This window comes from Tahibacter sp. (assembly GCF_032229445.1).
Classification (GTDB): domain Bacteria; phylum Pseudomonadota; class Gammaproteobacteria; order Xanthomonadales; family Rhodanobacteraceae; genus Tahibacter.
Genome location: NZ_JAVTWC010000008.1, coordinates 29,425 through 45,753 on the forward strand (window position 1 = coordinate 29,425; position 16,329 = coordinate 45,753).

The following is a 16,329-nucleotide window of genomic DNA, read 5'->3' on the forward strand; positions in this document are numbered from 1 at the left end:
GTCATACTCGGGGGCGTCGCCGAGGGGACTCCGTACGTACAGCGGAGGCAGGCGGCGGCAACGGAGGCGGGATGAGGCAGGTGGAACGACACACGGCGGTGGCGCAGACGGTCGCGCGCATTCTCCGGCAGGACGATGGCCAGTTGCGCGTTGCCGCGCCGCTGGGCCTGGGCAAACCGAACGTGCTGCTCAACGCGCTGTACCGCGCCGTCGCGGCCGATCCGCGCCTGTCGCTGCATATCTTCACCGCGCTGTCGCTGCTGCGCCCGGTGCCGAAGTCGGATCTCGAGCGGCGCTTCCTCGATCCGTTCCTCGCGCGCCATTTCGGCGCCGACTATCCCGATCTCGACTACGCCGTCGCGCGCCGCGACGGCTGCCTGCCGGCGAACGTGCGCATCAGCGAGTTCTATCTCCAGTCCGGCGCGCTGGTCGGCAACGACAGTGCGCAGCGCGAATACGCCAGCCTCAATTACACCCATGTCGCGCGCGACCTGGCCGACAGCGGCATCAACGTCGTCGTGCAGCTCGTCGCGAGACGTGTCGAGGACGGCCGCGAGCGCCTGAGCCTCGCGAGCAACCCGGACGTGACCCAGGATCTCGTCGAGGAGATCGCCGCGGCCGGCAAGCCGCGGCCGCTGGTCGTCGGCGTGGTGCACCCGCGGCTGCCGTTCGTCGCCAACGAGGCCGAGGTCAACGCTGAGTTCTTCGATCTGCTGCTGGACGATCCGGCCTGCGACCACACCTTGTTTGCCTTGCCGCGCGATTCGGTCAGCGTGGCCGAGTTCGCGCTCGGCCTGCACGCGAGCACCCTGGTGCGCGACGGCGGCACCTTGCAGATCGGCATCGGTGCGCTGTCGGACGCGGTGGTGCATGCGCTGCTGCTGCGCCAGCGTGACAACGCGGCGTATCGCGAGGCGCTGACCGCGCTCGGCGGTGCGAGCCCGCTGGCCGGCCGTGTCGGCGGTCTCGATACCTTTGCGCGCGGCCTCTACGGCGCGAGCGAGATGGTCATGGACGGCTTCATGCACCTGGCCAAGGGCGGCGTGCTCAAGCGGCATGTGTTCGACGACTTCGCGCTGGAGCAGGCCCTGGCCGACGGCCTGATTGGCGAGACCTTGCGCAGCGGCGACGCGGAGCGCCTCCACGCCGCCGGTGCGCTGGCGCCGCTGATCCATCTGCCCGAGCTGGCGCGCCTCGTGCGCGCCGGCCTGTTGCCGCAGGGCAGCCACATCGACGGCGACGACGTGGTGTTGCCGGATACGACGCGGATTGCCTGCGACCTGCGCGAACCGGGCGCGCTGGCTGCACTGGGCCGCGCCATGGACGGCCGCCGCCTGCGCGACGGGCGCTACCTGCGCGGCGCGTTCTACCTCGGGTCGGTCGAGTTTTACCGCTGGCTGGCCGGTCTGCACGGCGAGGACTTCGACGGACTGTCGATGACCCGCGTGTCGGACATCAATCAGCTCTACGGCGGCCGCGAGGCGCTCGACGCACTGCAGCGCCGCGACGGACGCTTCTTCAACACCTGCATGATGGCGACCGCGCTCGGTGCCGCCGTATCCGACGCGCTGGAAGACGGCCGCGTCGTCAGCGGGGTCGGCGGGCAATACAACTTCGTCGCGATGGCGCACGCGCTGCGCGACGGCCGTTCCGTGCTGCTGCTGCGCTCCTGCCGCGGCAGCGGCGACTGCGCGCGCTCGAGCATCCTGTGGAATTACGGCCACACCACCATTCCGCGCCACCTGCGCGACGTCTATGTGACCGAATACGGCGTCGCCGACCTGCGCGGCAGGTCCGACGAGGACTGCGTCAAGGCCATGCTCGCGATCAGCGACGCGCGCTTCATCGGCGGGCTGGTCGCGCAGGCCAAGTCGGCCGGCAAGCTGGCGCCCGATTTTGAGGTGCCGGCGCCTTGGCTGCGCAACACACCCGAGCGGCTCGCCGCGGCGCTCGCGCCGCTGCGCCAGCGTGGCCTGTTTGATGCATTCCCCTTCGGCACGGATTTCACGCCGGTGGAACTGCAACTGGCCGGCGCGCTGCAATGGCTCAAGCAGCGCAGTGCGCGCTGGAGCGGCCGTATGGGTCTGTTCTGGCGAGCGCTTTGCAGCGGTTCGCCGCGGCCTGACGAGGTGGCGGCGCTGGAGCGCATGGGCCTCGGCCGGCCGCAAACCTGGGCCGAGCGCTGGCAGCAGCGCCTTGTGCTGGCGGGCCTGCGCCGCTGATCGCCCCGGTCTCGACGTTAAGGTAATGAGAAACGTCAGGAACAGGGTCTAAACTAATGACTTGAGAAAGTTTCTGGAAACGTCTCCGCGACAAGCGCCCATGCTCGGCCTCGATCTCCATCATCCCGCCGACTGTGCGCGCCACTCGCGGTCAGCGGGCCGCCCGATTCGTGGAGCTTCCCGCGCAGGGTCGCGTTCCGAGCTGTTCAGCGATTCACATACGCAGGTAGCCACAGGGGGCAACCTCGATGCATGACTGGCTTCACCGCCTTTCGCACGACTGGCCGGAACGGCATCCGCCGTTCCGCGACGACTTCGCCACCGACGCCCGGGCGATCCGCAACTGGCTGAACCACTTGCCGCTGGCCAATCCCGCGGCGACTTCGCGCCAGCTGCTCGACGCGCTGATGGTCATGAACCGCATGCGCATCGACGCGCAGCAGCGGCTGGACGCACTGGAACTGTTGCGCGGGCCGGTGCTCCAGGTCATCGGCAGCATCGAACGGCAGATCCTGCTCGAAACCTTTCCGCTGCCGCCGGCCAAGCTGCAGCAGGCGCGCACGGCGCAGGACTTCGAGCGCGAGATCGGCCTGGGCTATGTGCAGGCCTTGCACGATTTCTGTGCTCCCGCGGGCAAGGTGCCGTTCCTGAAAGGAAAATCGGTCGCGACCGCGGCCGTGCGCGCGCTGCAGCACTACGGCAACCTGCTGGCCAAGGCCTATACGCTGTACCACACGCCGCCGGCCGGTGTCTGGCTGCGCCTGCACGATGTATTCGTCGCCGCGGCCGCGCTGCGCCTGGACGACAAGGCCTCGGTCGATCCCAGCCTCGGTGGCGCGGAGCTGTCGCCGCGGGTCGCCTATGCCCACGCGCTGCTGCTCGCGCTGAGCAATCCCTACCGCTATACCCAGCGCGAGATGGGCGACGTGTTCGCGCTGACCCGCGCGCTCGCGCCGTATTGCCAGATCGGCCAGGGCCGCGGCGGGGTCGCCGGTTTTGCCGTGCAGACCGACCAGGACCAGGGCGTGGGTTATGTGCCCGAGGAGCGTGAGGTCGCCGCCGAGGGCCTGCTGTCGTTCGATCCGCAGCCGGTGCAGCGCATGGTCGAAGGCCATGTGCAGATCCTGCCGCCCGGTGCGGACCTGCTGAGCTTCCGCCTCAAGGGCGGACCGCCGGTGCAGGCGCGCCGCGCCGTGGTCGAGCGCCTCATGCGCAGCTGGGGCGGCAGTGCCGAGCGCGGTCACGCGCGGCTGCCGGCCGGGCATCAGCTCGACACCGTCGTGGGCTTGCATGCGCTGCATCATGTGCTGGCCGGCAACGAGGATTTCGACGGTTTCCTGCGCCGCGTGCGCGGCCAGGCCATCAGCCTGTCCGAGCGCGAGACGGCCGCACCCTGGGCCAGCCAGAGCAGCGAGCTCAAGCCGGTGATCCAGCGTGCGCGCGTGCTCGACCAGAGCCTCGGCGGCTATCGCCTGGTCTGGGACAAGGCTGACCTGGCCCGCGCCAAGGTCGGCGAGCTGGTCGGGCTCACCCCGGCCACCGCGGCCGACGAGGACGACGACGATCGCGACTGGATGGTCGGCGTGATCCGCTGGATCCGCATCGACGACGCCGATTCGGTCGACGCCGGCATCGAACTGCTGGCGCGCCGCGCGCAACCGGTCGGCATTGCGAGCTTCGAGGCCAACGGTCAGGTGCGCGCAGCCATGCGCGGCGTGCTGCTGCTCGACCAGGACAATGGCCATGCGACGACCGTGCTGGCGCCCCATCTGTTCGATCGCCACGCGCACGAGCTGGAACTGACCCGGCCGGCCGATCCGATGGACTGGGAAACCCGCGCCAGCGTGGCGCGCCTGGACGACGTCACCGTCGTCGACGCGAGCAATTCCTACCAGCGCGTGCTGATCGGCCGCGCGCCGACGGTCGAGGAGCTGGCCGAATCCGCGGCGCTGGAGAGCGAGGAGATCGAGGCGCGCGCGGACGGGACCACGGGCTAGCCTGTGGTCCGCAGCTGGAGAGTCGCTAGAATCCCGCCTTTGCGGCCGCCTCGTAGCAGCGAATGAATTCCGAATCCGAAAACCGCCTGGCCAGTGCCGCACCGCGCCGTGACAGCATCGGTGTCGATGTCGCCGGCGTGAAGGTGGGTGGCGCATCGCCCATCGTCGTGCAGTCGATGTCCAATACTGACACCGCCGACGTGGCGTCCACGACGCGCCAGGTCGCCGAGCTGTGGCGCGCCGGCTCGGAGCTGGTGCGCATCACCGTCAACACCGCCGAAGCCGCCGCCGCGGTGCCGCGCATCCGCGAACGCCTGGACATGATGGGTGTGGGCGTGCCGCTGATCGGCGACTTCCACTACAACGGCCACACCCTGTTGACCGGCGAGCCCGCCGCCGCCGAGGCGCTGGCCAAGTACCGCATCAATCCCGGCAATGTGGGTTTCGGGAAAAAGAAAGACCTGCAGTTTTCCACCATCGTCGAGCTGGCCATCCGCCATGGCAAGCCCGTGCGCATCGGCGCGAACTGGGGCTCGCTCGACCAGGACATGCTGGCGCGCATGATGGACGAGAACCACGAGCGTGCGCAGCCGTGGGACGCGACCCGCGTGATGCGCGAGGCGCTGATCCGCTCGGCGCTGGATTCCGCTGCGCGCGCGGAGGAGCTGGGTCTGTCGCGCGAGCGCATCATCCTGTCGTGCAAGGTGTCCGGCGTGCAGGAGCTGATCGCGGTCTACCGCGACCTGGCCGCGCGCAGCGACTACGCGCTGCACCTGGGGCTGACCGAGGCCGGCATCGGTTCCAAGGGCATCGTCGCGTCCAGCGCGGCGCTGGCCGTGCTGCTGCAGGAAGGCATCGGCGACACGATCCGCATTTCGCTGACGCCCGAGCCGCAGGAATCGCGCACGCGCGAAGTCATCGTGGCGCAGGAGTTGCTGCAGACCATGGGCCTGCGCGCGTTCACGCCGCTGGTGACGGCCTGCCCGGGCTGCGGCCGCACCACCTCGACGTTCTTCCAGGAACTGGCCAAGACCGTGCAGGACCATGTGCGTGCACGCATGCCCGAATGGCGCCTGCAGTACGACGGTGTAGAGAACCTGACCCTGGCCGTGATGGGCTGCATCGTCAACGGCCCCGGCGAATCCAAGCACGCGAACATCGGCATCTCGCTGCCTGGCAGCGGCGAGGCGCCGGCCGCGCCGGTCTTCATCGACGGGGTCAAGACGCAGACCCTGCGCGGCGACACGATCGCGCAGGATTTCGTTGGCATCCTCGAGGGCTACGTCGCCGAGCGCTATCGCGCGAAGGCGGGCTGAGCCAGCCGGCGAGGCCCGATGCGGCGACGAAAAAGTTTTCGCCGGCGTGTCGATTCCGCGGCTGCCGCTTCGACGCGTTGGTCAGAGCCGGCGTTCCCCGCGCCCGCCATTTCTGGCATCCGGCTCGCGCCTCCCGCCGCAGCGCCAACGCGCCGCGACCGGTTTCCTTGCGACACCCCTGACTAGGAGTCCTGGCATGAAACTCAACGCTTACCTCACGTTCGACGGCAACTGTGCCGAAGCCTTCGCCTACTACGCGCAGCATCTGGGCGGCCAGATCGTTGCGGCCATGAAGTTCAGCGAAGCCCCCGACGGTGGCGGCTGCGGCCCCGAGATGGGCGACAAGATCATGCACTCGTGCCTGATGATCGGTGATCAGATGCTCATGGGCTCGGATGCGGTCAGCCAGTACTGCCCGTACGAGCCGCTCAAGGGTATTTCGATCGCGCTGCATCCGTCGTCGATCGAGGAAGCCGAGCGCGTGTTCGCCGCGCTGTCCGATGGCGGCAAGGTGGAAATGGCGCTGGAAAAGACCTTCTGGGCCGAACGCTTCGGTACCTGCACCGATCGGTTCGGCGTGCCGTGGATGCTGAACTTCTCGCCGGATACCGAGGACTGCAAGTAAGTCGCGGCTGACGCAAACATAGCGGATGCGCGGCGGTCGGCCGGTCGTCGTGCATTCGCTGGTGTTGCGCTGATGGCGAGACCGGGCTGGTCGGCGAATGGCCGACCAGCCGGTTCGCGCTGGAATCTGCATCGGTCACCTGAGCTGCTCGATCGTGCCGCCGCCGCTGTCCGCGCCTTGAATGGCGCGTCTCCGCGCCCCAGTCTGTGGCATCCGACCTGCCTGCGCCCATGAACGACCAACCCGACAATTCGATCTGGCTGTTCGGCTACGGCTCGCTGATCTACAAGGTCGACTTTCCGTTCCTCGAACGTCGTCGCGCGCGCATCCGCGGCTGGACGCGGCGGTTCTGGCAGGGCTCACACGACCACCGCGGCACGCCCGAGGCGCCGGGCCGCGTGGTCACGCTGATTGCCGACAGTGGCGCGGTCTGCACGGGCATGGCGTATCGCGTCACGCCCGACGTGTTCGCGCATCTCGATCATCGCGAGAAGAACGGCTACACGCGCGAAGCCAGCGAGTTCTTCTTCGACGACGGTTCCCACGCCCAGGGCGTGGTCTACGTGGCCAATCCCGGCAACGAGGCCTATCTTGGCCCGGCCGACGAGGACGAGATCGCGCGGCATATCGCGCGTGCGCGCGGCCCGAGTGGCGAGAATCGTGACTACCTGCTGGCACTGGCTGCGGCGCTGCGCGAACTGGGCAGCGACGACGCGCATGTGTTCGGCATCGAGCGGGAATTGCGCGGGATGCTGGAAGCCGCGACGTGAGTTAGCGGGGAGTGTCCGATGAGCGTCTGACAAAATGCCTGGCCGAGGCGCCAAGCCGAACGCATTAGCCCTCCCCTCGCTGGGGTCAAGGACGATGAGAACCTTCGGTTCTAAGCCATCGTCCTTCACCCCCCTGAAGGGGAGGGCTCAACAGCTCTCGACTTGGCGTAGTGCCATGTCGTTTTGTCGGACGTTCTAACCTTTCCGCGTTTTTGGCTTCCTCGCCGCCAGGCGCGCGACGACCGCGGCGCTGTTGAGTTCGCGCAACGCGTCCTTGCCGATCCAGCGCGGCGTTGCCTCCTTCTGCGCCGCCAGCCGTTGCGCCACGGCCACCGCAGCGGCATGCAGCGCGACGTTGCGCTTGCCGATCGAGCGCAGCGCCCAGTTGACGGCTTTCCTGACGAAGTTGCGCTCGTCGCCGGCGGCGGCTTCGATGTGCAGCAGGCCGCGCAGGAAGGGTTCGTCGCCGGCCTGCTTGTCGTGGACGGTCAGGCTCGCGAGCAGCGCGAATGCGCCTCGCCGGACGAATTCCTCGGAGCGTGTGGCCCAGGCGTCGACTTTCTTCCAGGCATGCGGCGTGCGGTCGAACAGCACGAAACACGGCGTGTCGCAGTGCGCCCAGTTGTCGACGCTGCCTATCCAGCGCTCCATCTGCGCGGCGTCGACGAGCGCCGGATCGTCGATATAGCAGGCGAGCATGCGCGCATCGTAGAGATCGGTCTGCCACAGCGATTCGGCCAGCGCGTGGTCGTAGCGGTAGCGTTTCGCGACGGCCTGCACATCGCGCATGGAGACGCCGAACGCCTTGTCGTTCGGAATCGCGTAGCGCGCCATGCCGGCGCGCGTGGCCTCGCTGGCATGGGCCTTGAGCGCGGCGACGGCTTGCGCGCACCGCGCGTCGATGCCGATCGCTGTGTCGTCGCGCGTAGTCGCCTTCGCGCGCGGCGCCGTCGTCGTCGCAGTGCGGGTCGAGATTTTCTTCGCCGCCGCAGTGCCTGCAGCGCTGGCGGCAGAGCGTGGCGCGCCGGGTTTCACGGCGCTGCGGCGCATGGCGCTCGTATCGTCCGACGCGATCTTCGCGGGCGCTTTCTTTGCGCTGGCTTTCATGACGGCTCCGATGCGCTCACGCGCGAGTGCGGCACAGTCTCGCGCCGGCCCAGGGCGTCGGCAAGGCGGTAGGCACGCGCGGGACCGGGTACGAGGTCGCGCTGGTCACGGCCTGCGCGAGCAGGCCGCCGATGCCGCCGGGATCAGGGCAGGCCGAACGGCTCAGCCTGCCGTCACGCCGCACTCGCGCAGGAAGTCGCGCACGCCGGCCACGCCGGCATAGCAGTGCGCGCGCAGCCCGAGCATGCGCGCCGCGGCGACGTGTTCGGGCGAATCGTCGATGAACAGGGCGAGTTCGGGCGTCGAAGCGGCACGTTGCAGTGCGATTTCGAAAAACGCCGCGGCTGGCTTGGCGACGCCGATCTCGCTGGAGTTGACGACGGCGTGGAAGGCGTCGCCGAGGCCGAGACGATCGAGATCGCTGCGCAGGCGTGTGCTGCCGTTGGACACCAGCACCAGCCGATGCGACGGGGTGCAGTCGCGCAGTACCTGCAGCAGTTCGGTATCGATGTCGCCGAGGCCACTGGACCACTGCGCGATCGCGCCCGCGACATCGGCATGGATGTACTGCTGGCGCAGTCGCGCAGCCGTACGGGTACGCCAGTCCTCGTCGCTCAGGCGTCCCTCGACGAGATCGGCCAGCAGCGAGGTGCTGAACGCCGCCGCGCGAATGCTGCCGTCCGGCAGGCCGTGTGCGCGTTCGATCGCCTCATCCGACGCGGGCCAGTGGCGCAGCACGCCGTCGAAATCGACCAGGAGAGCGGCAGCGGGCATGGTGGTGTCCGGCGGGGCAGGGCGCCACAGTCTAGCCCGCATTTCTCACACCCCTTCTACTGCGGCCGCCGATACGCTCGCCCTGACGCGCGCTGCTCCCTCGTGTCGGCTCGACGTAGTGTCGGCTACGCCTTCGCCGTCACTCAGTCCGCGGCGCGCATCAGGACGGCGTCTCGACGGCCTCGCTACGAATGGGTGTGAGAAATGCGGGCTAGCCAGGAGTCCGGCCGGTGGCGTGGCTTCAGAAACTCGCGCAGGCGCGCTGCTTCAGACGCATGACGGCTTCCTGTTCGAAGCGCGTCTTGTACGCGGCCATGATGGCCTGCACCGCGGTTTCGCTGTGCGCGTCGTCGGCATGGGCGAGGGTCAGCACGCGCGAGTTCTCGCGCACGATGCTGCCGTCGTTGCCGCGCCACTGGCCGGCGGCCTCGACCACGCTGAGGCCCTGCGGGAAACGTGGCGTGACCTCGTCGCGCAGGAAGGCGCGCCAGTCTTCCTCGCTGATCTGGCCGCCGCTGGGGGTGGACAGGCCGAAGAACAGTTCGTCCTCGATCAGCGCCTGCGCGCTACCGGTACAGCGTGCGGCCGGGACGGCACTGCAGGCGCTGAGGACCAGGACCGCACAGACGAGCAGGGCAGGCGTGCGCATGGGCGTTCTCGCATAAGCAACAGGTATACAGCGTGTCAATCCAGTGGCTCGGACAACAACGTAATCGGCACGTTCGTCTTGCGGAACGGTGCGCCGTCGCCGGGTGGCGTTATCTCGATGTCGGCGCGGTTCGCGCCGCTCGCCGGATCTTCGCGCGTCGCGGTCGTGAGCGTCAGCGTCATGCGGCCGATCGGCGCCTGCGTGCGCGTCGCCGGAGCCGGACAGCGGCGGCAGTAGCCGTTGTCGGCTTCGTACACCGTCATTGCTTGGCCGCTAACGAAGTCCGGCGACAATGCGCTCGCCCAGCGCGGCGTTCCGCTGCTGTCGAGGTAGTACAGGATCGCGACGAGCGTCGGCGGTCCGTCGCCGTCGGCGATCGCGGTGACTTCCATGCCCCAGCCCTGATCGGCCGGCGCGTACCAATGGCCAGAGTAATGTGGTGACGCGTGCTGCGTCGCTGCGACGGCCGGTTCGATGCACCAGATCGCCGACTGGCCGCCGATCGACCATTGCATCGCCGCGAGCGCGTGTGCGTCGGCGCGGTCGTCGGTCTTGCACACGGCGTTGCGTCGGAAATCGATCGAGAAGTCGCCCGACAGCGCATTGTCGGGCATTCCCTGTCCGCTGCCGCTGCCGCGCACGCGCGTCAACGTTCTGCCGTTCGCGTCGGCGATCGGCAGCAGCACGTCGCCGTTCAGGCGGCCGAGCCCCTGGAACCATTCGGGTGCGCCGTTCTGGTCATAGGTATAGAAAACCATAAAGTAGATATCGCCAGCCGGATCGCGGCGGTAGCGCTGCAGGTCGATGCCGTGGCCGGCGCGGCGCCGGTCGTACCAGTTGCCCGGTGTTGGCGCCGCGTCGTCGCGCAGGAGTTTCTGCAGGCGCGCGTCGAGCGCGCGCCGCGCGACGGCATCGAACAGGTAGCCGTAGCGCATGATCGAGTTCCAGCTCGGGCGCGACATGCCGCTCAACTCGCGGTTCGCGCCGGGAAACACACCGATGCCTCCGTGGGCAAACGTCGACGGCAGCGGCACGTCCAGTGGGACGAGGTCGCTCCATTTGACGAGATCGCGCGTCGTGCGGCCCGAGAGGTTGGGCATCGGCGATTCGGCCACGCTGCTCGCTCGATCGAACTCGAGGTACTCGTCGCCGAGCCAGCCGAGCGCGTGGCCGGCCTCGTGCGAAATCGGCGTGCTCGCGTAGGCGGCATAGTAGTTGCCGCCGTTGGCCGTGATCATCGCGGGCATCGCGCCGGCCGTCGCATTCGCGCGCCCCGTCGATACCGGCTGGTTGATGAGGACGACGAGCAGATCGTGCCCGGGCATGAGCTGCTCGCCGGCGATCGTCGCTCTTTCGTAGTCGACCAACATGTACCCACCGTTCGCGTAGTGGGTCGCGGCGAACAGCGTGCTGCGCGTAAGGATCGTATCGCCCGCGCTGTTGCGCAGCGTCATGCCCGCTTGCGGCGACGCAAGGAACGCGGCGCTGACCTGAAAATCGCCGCGGCGCTGCGGCCAATAGTCGCCGCTGAACAGGTCACGCACGTAATTTTCGACATTCGCATAGAACAGCGCCTCGTCATCGACATTCGGAATGCCGTCGCCGTTGCGGTCGTCGAACGGCTCGCCGAGCGCGGTCGGATCCGAACCGTCGGGCAGCGCCGCTGTCGGTTGGCCATGCGTGTTGACGATGTCGCGGCCGCTACGGTAGACGCCGTCGCCGTCGAGGTCGTACCACGCATAGCCGTCCCACACGCCGTTGCCGTTCGTGTCGGTGAAGGTTTCGCGTTCGCGCACGTAGTCGTCGCCGATGAATAGCACGCGGATCGGATCCTCGCGCCCGGCCGCTAGCACGGTGCGCACGGCCGACGCGGGTTCCGGATCGGGCACCGGCAGATCGTCGAGCACGAGCTCGCCGGATGATGCGGCCTGCGGCGTGAGGGCGACGGTGGTGCCGAGCGCGCGGCCCCCCGACTGCGGCGCCACGAACGCGGTCAATCCGTCGTCGTCAACGGGCAGCGTCAGGCGACCCGCGGCGTCTGCCGCGTTGTAGAAGACCATGCGACCGAGTCTGTCGACGACCATTGCCTCGGCCGTCGCGAGCGGCCGGCGCTGTGCGTCGAGCACCTGCGGGCGCCATTCGCGCCGTGCCGGAAGATCGAAGGCGACGCTCGCATCGCCGCTGCGCACGTCGACGACGCGCCACGAGGTCGGTTCGCCGCCGCGAGGATCGACGCGCAGTTCATACTCGCCGGCCGGCACGCCGAGCGTCGAGGTCGCCGTGCGCCGCCCGCCGACGCACGTAAACGACGAGCTGCCGAACTCGGGCCGGCTGAGCAGGCGGCCGTTCTCGCGGACGTGGATCTCGGCGCTGTAATAGACGCCGCAGCCGGGCCACGAGATGCTGACGGCGACGTTGCGCGCCGATGCGGCGACGTCGATGTCGAGCGTCGCGTCCGCCGTTACCGGTACGGCTGTGCGCGTCGCCGGCGCATAGTGCAGCACGTTGTACGCCGGATCTTCGAACTGTTCGGCCGTCACGTCGTACGTGCCGACCGGCAGCCGCAGAATGTAGGCGCCGTTCGTGATCGTCGACGTCTGCACGACCGTATCGTCGCCGGTACGGCGGGCGGTCACCGTGCCGTAGCGCGGCCCGGTTTCCGGCGCGGTGGTGAGGACCCTGCCGCGCAGCGTCGCGCCACGGCGTAGCGGCGCATCGATACGCTCGTCGCGGTCGATGCGGCGCGGACCGATCGCGTACGGTGCGAAGCCGTCGAGCGTATCGAACATGACGGTCGCCGTTCCGGTCGGCAGCACGACGCGCCAGTCGTAGTTCGAATTGGTCAGGGACGTACGGATGCCGTCGACGAACGTACTGGCGCTCCCGTTGTAGTTGCTGCCCGCGTCACCGCCGATGCGGAATGTCACGTCGTTGCCGCGCCGCAGCGCGGGAAACCACCGCTGGCTCGCCTGGAAGCGCAAGTCCGGATAGCCGACGGGCAGGTACGGCACGGCCGCCTGGAACCAGCAGTCGTTCGCCTCGCCGGGCCGTACGCGCAGCAGCGCCGCCGTGCCGCCCGAAGCGCTCGCCCTCGTTTGGCCGGCAGCGGAAATGCAGCTGGCTTCCCACGCAGTACCCGGCACCGGGCCGTCGCCGATCGGACGTACGGGAATCTCGATGCCCGGATCGGCGACGAAGTCGACGCTGCGGTCGCGATCGACGACGCCGATGTCATGTCGCATCGCTACGTAGCGCATCGGCGTATCGAGGTTCGATGCCGTCACGACGAACGCGCCGGGACGGTGCTTGGGCACGGCGAGCAGATAACTGCCGTTGCTGGTGTACGCAGATGCTCCGGACGTATTGCTGCCGGCTTCGCGGACGTTGACGCCAAATTCGCCCGACGCCGTGCTGCCGTTGGCTGTGCGCAGGCGGCCGCTGATGAGCCAGCCGCGCGGCATGCGGATCTCGGCGACGTTGCCCTGCGCATCGGCCGTCGCGGCCAACCGCTGGTACGGGTACGGCGGCTCCGGCGATGCCATGAACGAAAATTCGCGGCCGACGTCGGCCTCGAAGCGATACGTGCCGTCGGCCCCGACCGTGAATGTGACGCCGGCATCCGGCATCCACCCGTTGAACGTTTGTCCGGTCGGCAGCCCGTCTTCGCCGAGCAGGCGTCCGCGGTACGTCATCGTGGCGTTCGTCGATGCGATCGTCTTTGTTGCGGTGTTCGTTGCCGGCGCGACGATCGTCGACGGCGCGGCGGCCGGTGTCACGGTGAAGGGCTTGTGCATCGGCGTCGACGCCGGCACCGATGTTGCCGGCGATGATCGCAACGCCGGTGCATGCGCCGGCTCGCGGATTATCTGGAGCGCGCGCCAATTAGTGAGCGTCGGTTCGCGCGCGTACGCGTTCCACGCCGCACTGCGTTCGTCGCGACGCCGGCGCTCGACATCGGCGGCGAGCCGTGCGATCGCATCGGACCGCGGGATCTTCGCGGTCGGTTCGACCGCGAGTTCGATGCGCTGCTTCGCGGTGTCGGCGGAGCGGCGCGCCTGCTCATGCAGCGCTGCGTCGACGCGACGGGTCCAGACCACGGCGCCCTGCGCATCGACGAGATCGATGCGCGCGGCCTGCGGCAGCGCCGGCGCGCGCACGGTGAGACGCCGCGCGGTGCGATCGCCGTCCTCGAAACCGTGCGGCGCTGCGACCGATGCGACGTAGATCCGGTGTCCGGCGCCGTCGTACAGTTCCACGCGCCAGGCGTGATCGTCGCCCGCGTCGCGACCGCGCTCGAACCGGTCGGTCGCGACGATGGCGGTCGACTCGGGCGTGCCGCGGCTCGCATCGAACAGCAGCAGCCAGCCCGGCGTATCGGCCGCGGCGGCGATTCCATACGATGCCAGCAGCCCAATCGCGCAGGCGGCACGAACGAACCAGTGTTGCGCGAGAGATTGCCGCATGAAGGCCTCGGAAACGATCAGGAGAGTCTGACAAAGCGTCCCAAGTGTATACAGAGCGACGCTTCGTCAGTAACCGAACTCTCGGATGAGCACGTTGGCAATCAAGATGATTCTGTGGGTGCTGATCGAACCGCCGCCGCCGCCGCATGCGCCGCGGCCAGCGCGGCTGGTTCGCCACGGGCTGGGAGGTCGGTGAAAGCGGCGCGTATCGCATGGTCGGCCGCGACGGCGGGGCGCGGGTGCGCGTACGCATCCTGTTCAAGGATTCGCTGGCCGGCGATGTCTACACCCTGGTCTATCTGACCAGCGGCAGTCGGCGCAACGTCTGGACGAGAACGCTGCTGGACAGCCTCACGGCCACGGTCGCCCCCGATCAGTTCCACAACGAAGCCCTGTCCGAGAAACTCATCGGTTTCGCGCTGCAATCGCCCGACGACACGACGACGCAGACATTCGCCGAAACCCTGCGCAACAGCGGCGGCTTCGAGCAGAAGCAACTCGAACAGGCCGTCAACACCGGCGGCTACGCCATCCGCTCCAACCTCGGCGTCGACGTGGCCCTGCCGGTCTTCACGCTCAACACCGTGCTGTTCCCGCAGTCGGCCAACACCTGGGACAGCCTGGCGGAAGCGTACGAGGCCAAGGGTGACAAGGACAAAGCGAAAGCGCTGCGCATGAAGATGAACACCGCACGCGAAGCATCGCCGTGAAGCGGCGACGGACACGCCCGGCGTCGCGGACGATCGCGCATCAGGCAGGACCTGATCGCTTCGCGAAAAAGTTTGCGATGACGGTTTGCTGTCTGTGAAAAACGAGGAATCTTTTTCAGACGTCTTGGGTGCGTTCCTCAGCAGGCTGTTGGATTGGCAACCTGACAGCATTCGCAACGCGGCGTCGCGTGCGCGCCGTCGCGCAGTCGGGCATGCTTGCGACCGACCACCGAGGGGAACCCATGGCCGCACTGTTGCGCTGCATCGTGTTGTGGATGGCGCTGCTGGCATCGGCGCAGGCGGCCGACTATCTGGAACTGACCGACTTCCAGCTCATCGACGGCACGGGCGCGGCGGCGCGGCCGGTGAAGTCGCTGCTCGTGCGCGACGGCCTGATCGTGGCCATCGACGAGGCCGGCGTACGGCCGGTCGCGGAGCCCGACGCACGCTGGACGCGCATCGGTCTCGCCGGTGCCTGGGTCATCCCCGGCCTGATCGACACGCATGTGCATGTGAGCCGCTTCCCCGACCCGCGCCAGGGCGAGCGCATCCTCGCGGCGGCGGTGCGTGGTGGCATCACCGGCGTGCGTGATCTGGCTGGCGATGCGCGCGCATTGGGTGAGCTGGAACGCGCGATCGGCGCCGGCGAATGGCCCGGTCCGAGCCTCGTCTACAGCGCGCTGTTCGCCGGGCCGGACGTGTTTCGCAGCGGTCCGACGGCTGAGATGGCCACCGGCCGCACGCTGGGCGAGGCGCCCTGGGCGCGGCTCATCGAGGCGAAGACCGACCTGCGCCAGGCCATCGCCGAAGCGCGCGGCGCGGGTGCCTCGAATATCAAGATCTATGGCGACCTGACGCCGCGCCTCGCAGCCGCGATCGTGCGCGAGGCGCGGCGCCAGGGCGTGCAGACCACGGCGCACGCGACCGTGTTTCCGACGCGGCCCGGCGATCTCGTCGAGGCCGGCATCGGCTCGCTGTCGCACGCGCCGTACCTGGTCTGGGAAGCCGTCGACACGGTGCCCGATGACTACGGCAAACGCATCGCCGGCCCCTGGGACACGATTGCGCCGGATCATCCGCGCCTGCTCGCGCTGTACCGGCGCATGGCGCAACGGGGCGTATTCCTCGACGCGACGCTGTACGTCTACAAGGCGATGAAGGACTACGCGCCCGGTCAGATGGACACGAGCTGGACCGATGCCGCGTTCACCTGGGGCGCGCAGGCGACGCGCCTGGCGCGTGCGGCCGGCGTGCGCGTGACCACGGGCACGGACTGGTTCGAGCCGCGCGGCGACGGCGGTCTGCCGCATACCCACGACGAACTCGCGCTGCTCGTGGAGCATGCGGGATTCACGCCGGCGCAGGCGCTTGTCGCCGCGACGCGCGACGGCGCCGCGGCGCTGGGACTTGGCGCGACACAGGGCACGCTGGACATCGGCAAGTCGGCCGATCTCGTCGTGCTCGACGCGGACCCGCTGGCCGATATCCACAACACCACGCGGATACGCCTGACCGTCAAGCGCGGCGTGGTCGTTGCGCCGCACTGAGCGGCGGCGCGGCTAGCACGCCGTCGGCCGGTGTGGGCGCGCGGTGGAACGCCTCGTTCGCACCGAACCGGATCGCGCAAACATAGCCGCGGCGATCCGGTGCGCGCAGGGTGCGCGTGCGCGATGGCAGGCAAGCGCGGATCGGCGCC

Annotated in this window: 11 protein-coding genes; 7 read left to right on the plus strand and 4 right to left on the minus strand. The window is 68.7% G+C overall.

The genetic code is table 11. The annotated features are described in order from the left end of the window. Positions 1–71: 71 nt before the first annotated feature. The 5 genes from RUU78_RS02310 to RUU78_RS02330 all read left to right on the plus strand — a co-directional run bounded on the left by RUU78_RS02310 (position 72) and on the right by RUU78_RS02330 (position 6,930). Positions 72–2,222: an acetyl-CoA hydrolase/transferase C-terminal domain-containing protein gene (locus tag RUU78_RS02310; RefSeq protein WP_313913264.1), complete on the plus strand. Its 2,151-nt coding sequence runs from the start codon at positions 72–74 to the stop codon at positions 2,220–2,222. A 248-nt stretch (positions 2,223–2,470) separates the two neighbouring features. Further along, positions 2,471–4,219: a hypothetical protein gene (locus RUU78_RS02315; RefSeq protein WP_313913266.1), complete on the plus strand. Its 1,749-nt coding sequence runs from the start codon at positions 2,471–2,473 to the stop codon at positions 4,217–4,219. A 62-nt stretch (positions 4,220–4,281) separates the two neighbouring features. After that, positions 4,282–5,535, plus strand: a complete 1,254-nt coding sequence (gene ispG, locus RUU78_RS02320; RefSeq protein WP_313913268.1) for a flavodoxin-dependent (E)-4-hydroxy-3-methylbut-2-enyl-diphosphate synthase — start codon at positions 4,282–4,284, stop codon at positions 5,533–5,535. Positions 5,536–5,731: 196 nt separating this feature from the next. After that, the gene (locus RUU78_RS02325) at positions 5,732–6,160 is read left to right on the plus strand and encodes a VOC family protein (RefSeq protein WP_313913270.1); all 429 of its coding nucleotides are present in this window, start codon (positions 5,732–5,734) and stop codon (positions 6,158–6,160) included. Positions 6,161–6,390: 230 nt separating this feature from the next. Beyond that, positions 6,391–6,930, plus strand: a complete 540-nt coding sequence (locus RUU78_RS02330; RefSeq protein WP_313913272.1) for a gamma-glutamylcyclotransferase — start codon at positions 6,391–6,393, stop codon at positions 6,928–6,930. 195 nt (positions 6,931–7,125) lie between these two features. On the opposite strand, the gene RUU78_RS02335 is transcribed toward RUU78_RS02330, so the two are convergent. The 4 genes from RUU78_RS02335 to RUU78_RS02350 form a co-directional block, all read right to left on the minus strand. After that, positions 7,126–8,037, minus strand: a complete 912-nt coding sequence (locus RUU78_RS02335) for a DNA alkylation repair protein (protein ID WP_313913274.1) — start codon at positions 8,035–8,037, stop codon at positions 7,126–7,128. Between the two features lie 162 nt (positions 8,038–8,199). Continuing rightward, the gene (locus RUU78_RS02340; RefSeq protein ID WP_313913276.1) at positions 8,200–8,811 is read right to left on the minus strand and encodes an HAD-IA family hydrolase; all 612 of its coding nucleotides are present in this window, start codon (positions 8,809–8,811) and stop codon (positions 8,200–8,202) included. Between the two features lie 241 nt (positions 8,812–9,052). After that, positions 9,053–9,460, minus strand: coding sequence for a DUF3574 domain-containing protein (locus RUU78_RS02345; RefSeq protein WP_313913277.1), 408 nt, complete (start codon positions 9,458–9,460; stop codon positions 9,053–9,055). Positions 9,461–9,495: 35 nt separating this feature from the next. Continuing rightward, positions 9,496–13,923 (minus strand): M64 family metallopeptidase, encoded by a 4,428-nt coding sequence (locus RUU78_RS02350; RefSeq protein WP_313913279.1) that lies wholly within the window; start codon positions 13,921–13,923, stop codon positions 9,496–9,498. A gap of 146 nt (positions 13,924–14,069) precedes the next feature. Between RUU78_RS02350 and RUU78_RS02355 the strand changes: the two genes are divergently transcribed. Beyond that, a complete protein-coding gene (locus tag RUU78_RS02355; RefSeq protein WP_313913281.1) occupies positions 14,070–14,633 on the plus strand; it encodes a hypothetical protein in 564 nt (187 codons plus the stop codon). 242 nt (positions 14,634–14,875) lie between these two features. After that, on the plus strand, positions 14,876–16,180 hold the full coding sequence (locus RUU78_RS02360) for an amidohydrolase family protein (protein ID WP_313913283.1): 1,305 nt from the start codon (positions 14,876–14,878) through the stop codon (positions 16,178–16,180). The last annotated feature ends 149 nt before the right edge of the window (positions 16,181–16,329 follow it).

What these genes read in the sequence shown, in the direction of transcription:
- RUU78_RS02345 (WP_313913277.1), bottom strand. Translation starts at nt 9,460, where the DNA reads ATGCGCACGCCTGCCCTGCTCGTCTGTGCGGTCCTGGTCCTCAGCGCC.
- ispG (WP_313913268.1), top strand. Translation starts at nt 4,282, where the DNA reads ATGAATTCCGAATCCGAAAACCGCCTGGCCAGTGCCGCACCGCGCCGT.
- RUU78_RS02325 (WP_313913270.1), top strand. Translation starts at nt 5,732, where the DNA reads ATGAAACTCAACGCTTACCTCACGTTCGACGGCAACTGTGCCGAAGCC.
- RUU78_RS02340 (WP_313913276.1), bottom strand. Translation starts at nt 8,811, where the DNA reads ATGCCCGCTGCCGCTCTCCTGGTCGATTTCGACGGCGTGCTGCGCCAC.
- RUU78_RS02350 (WP_313913279.1), bottom strand. Translation starts at nt 13,923, where the DNA reads ATGCGGCAATCTCTCGCGCAACACTGGTTCGTTCGTGCCGCCTGCGCG.
- RUU78_RS02310 (WP_313913264.1), top strand. Translation starts at nt 72, where the DNA reads ATGAGGCAGGTGGAACGACACACGGCGGTGGCGCAGACGGTCGCGCGC.
- RUU78_RS02330 (WP_313913272.1), top strand. Translation starts at nt 6,391, where the DNA reads ATGAACGACCAACCCGACAATTCGATCTGGCTGTTCGGCTACGGCTCG.
- RUU78_RS02315 (WP_313913266.1), top strand. Translation starts at nt 2,471, where the DNA reads ATGCATGACTGGCTTCACCGCCTTTCGCACGACTGGCCGGAACGGCAT.
- RUU78_RS02355 (WP_313913281.1), top strand. Translation starts at nt 14,070, where the DNA reads ATGCGCCGCGGCCAGCGCGGCTGGTTCGCCACGGGCTGGGAGGTCGGT.
- RUU78_RS02360 (WP_313913283.1), top strand. Translation starts at nt 14,876, where the DNA reads ATGGCCGCACTGTTGCGCTGCATCGTGTTGTGGATGGCGCTGCTGGCA.
- RUU78_RS02335 (WP_313913274.1), bottom strand. Translation starts at nt 8,037, where the DNA reads ATGAAAGCCAGCGCAAAGAAAGCGCCCGCGAAGATCGCGTCGGACGAT.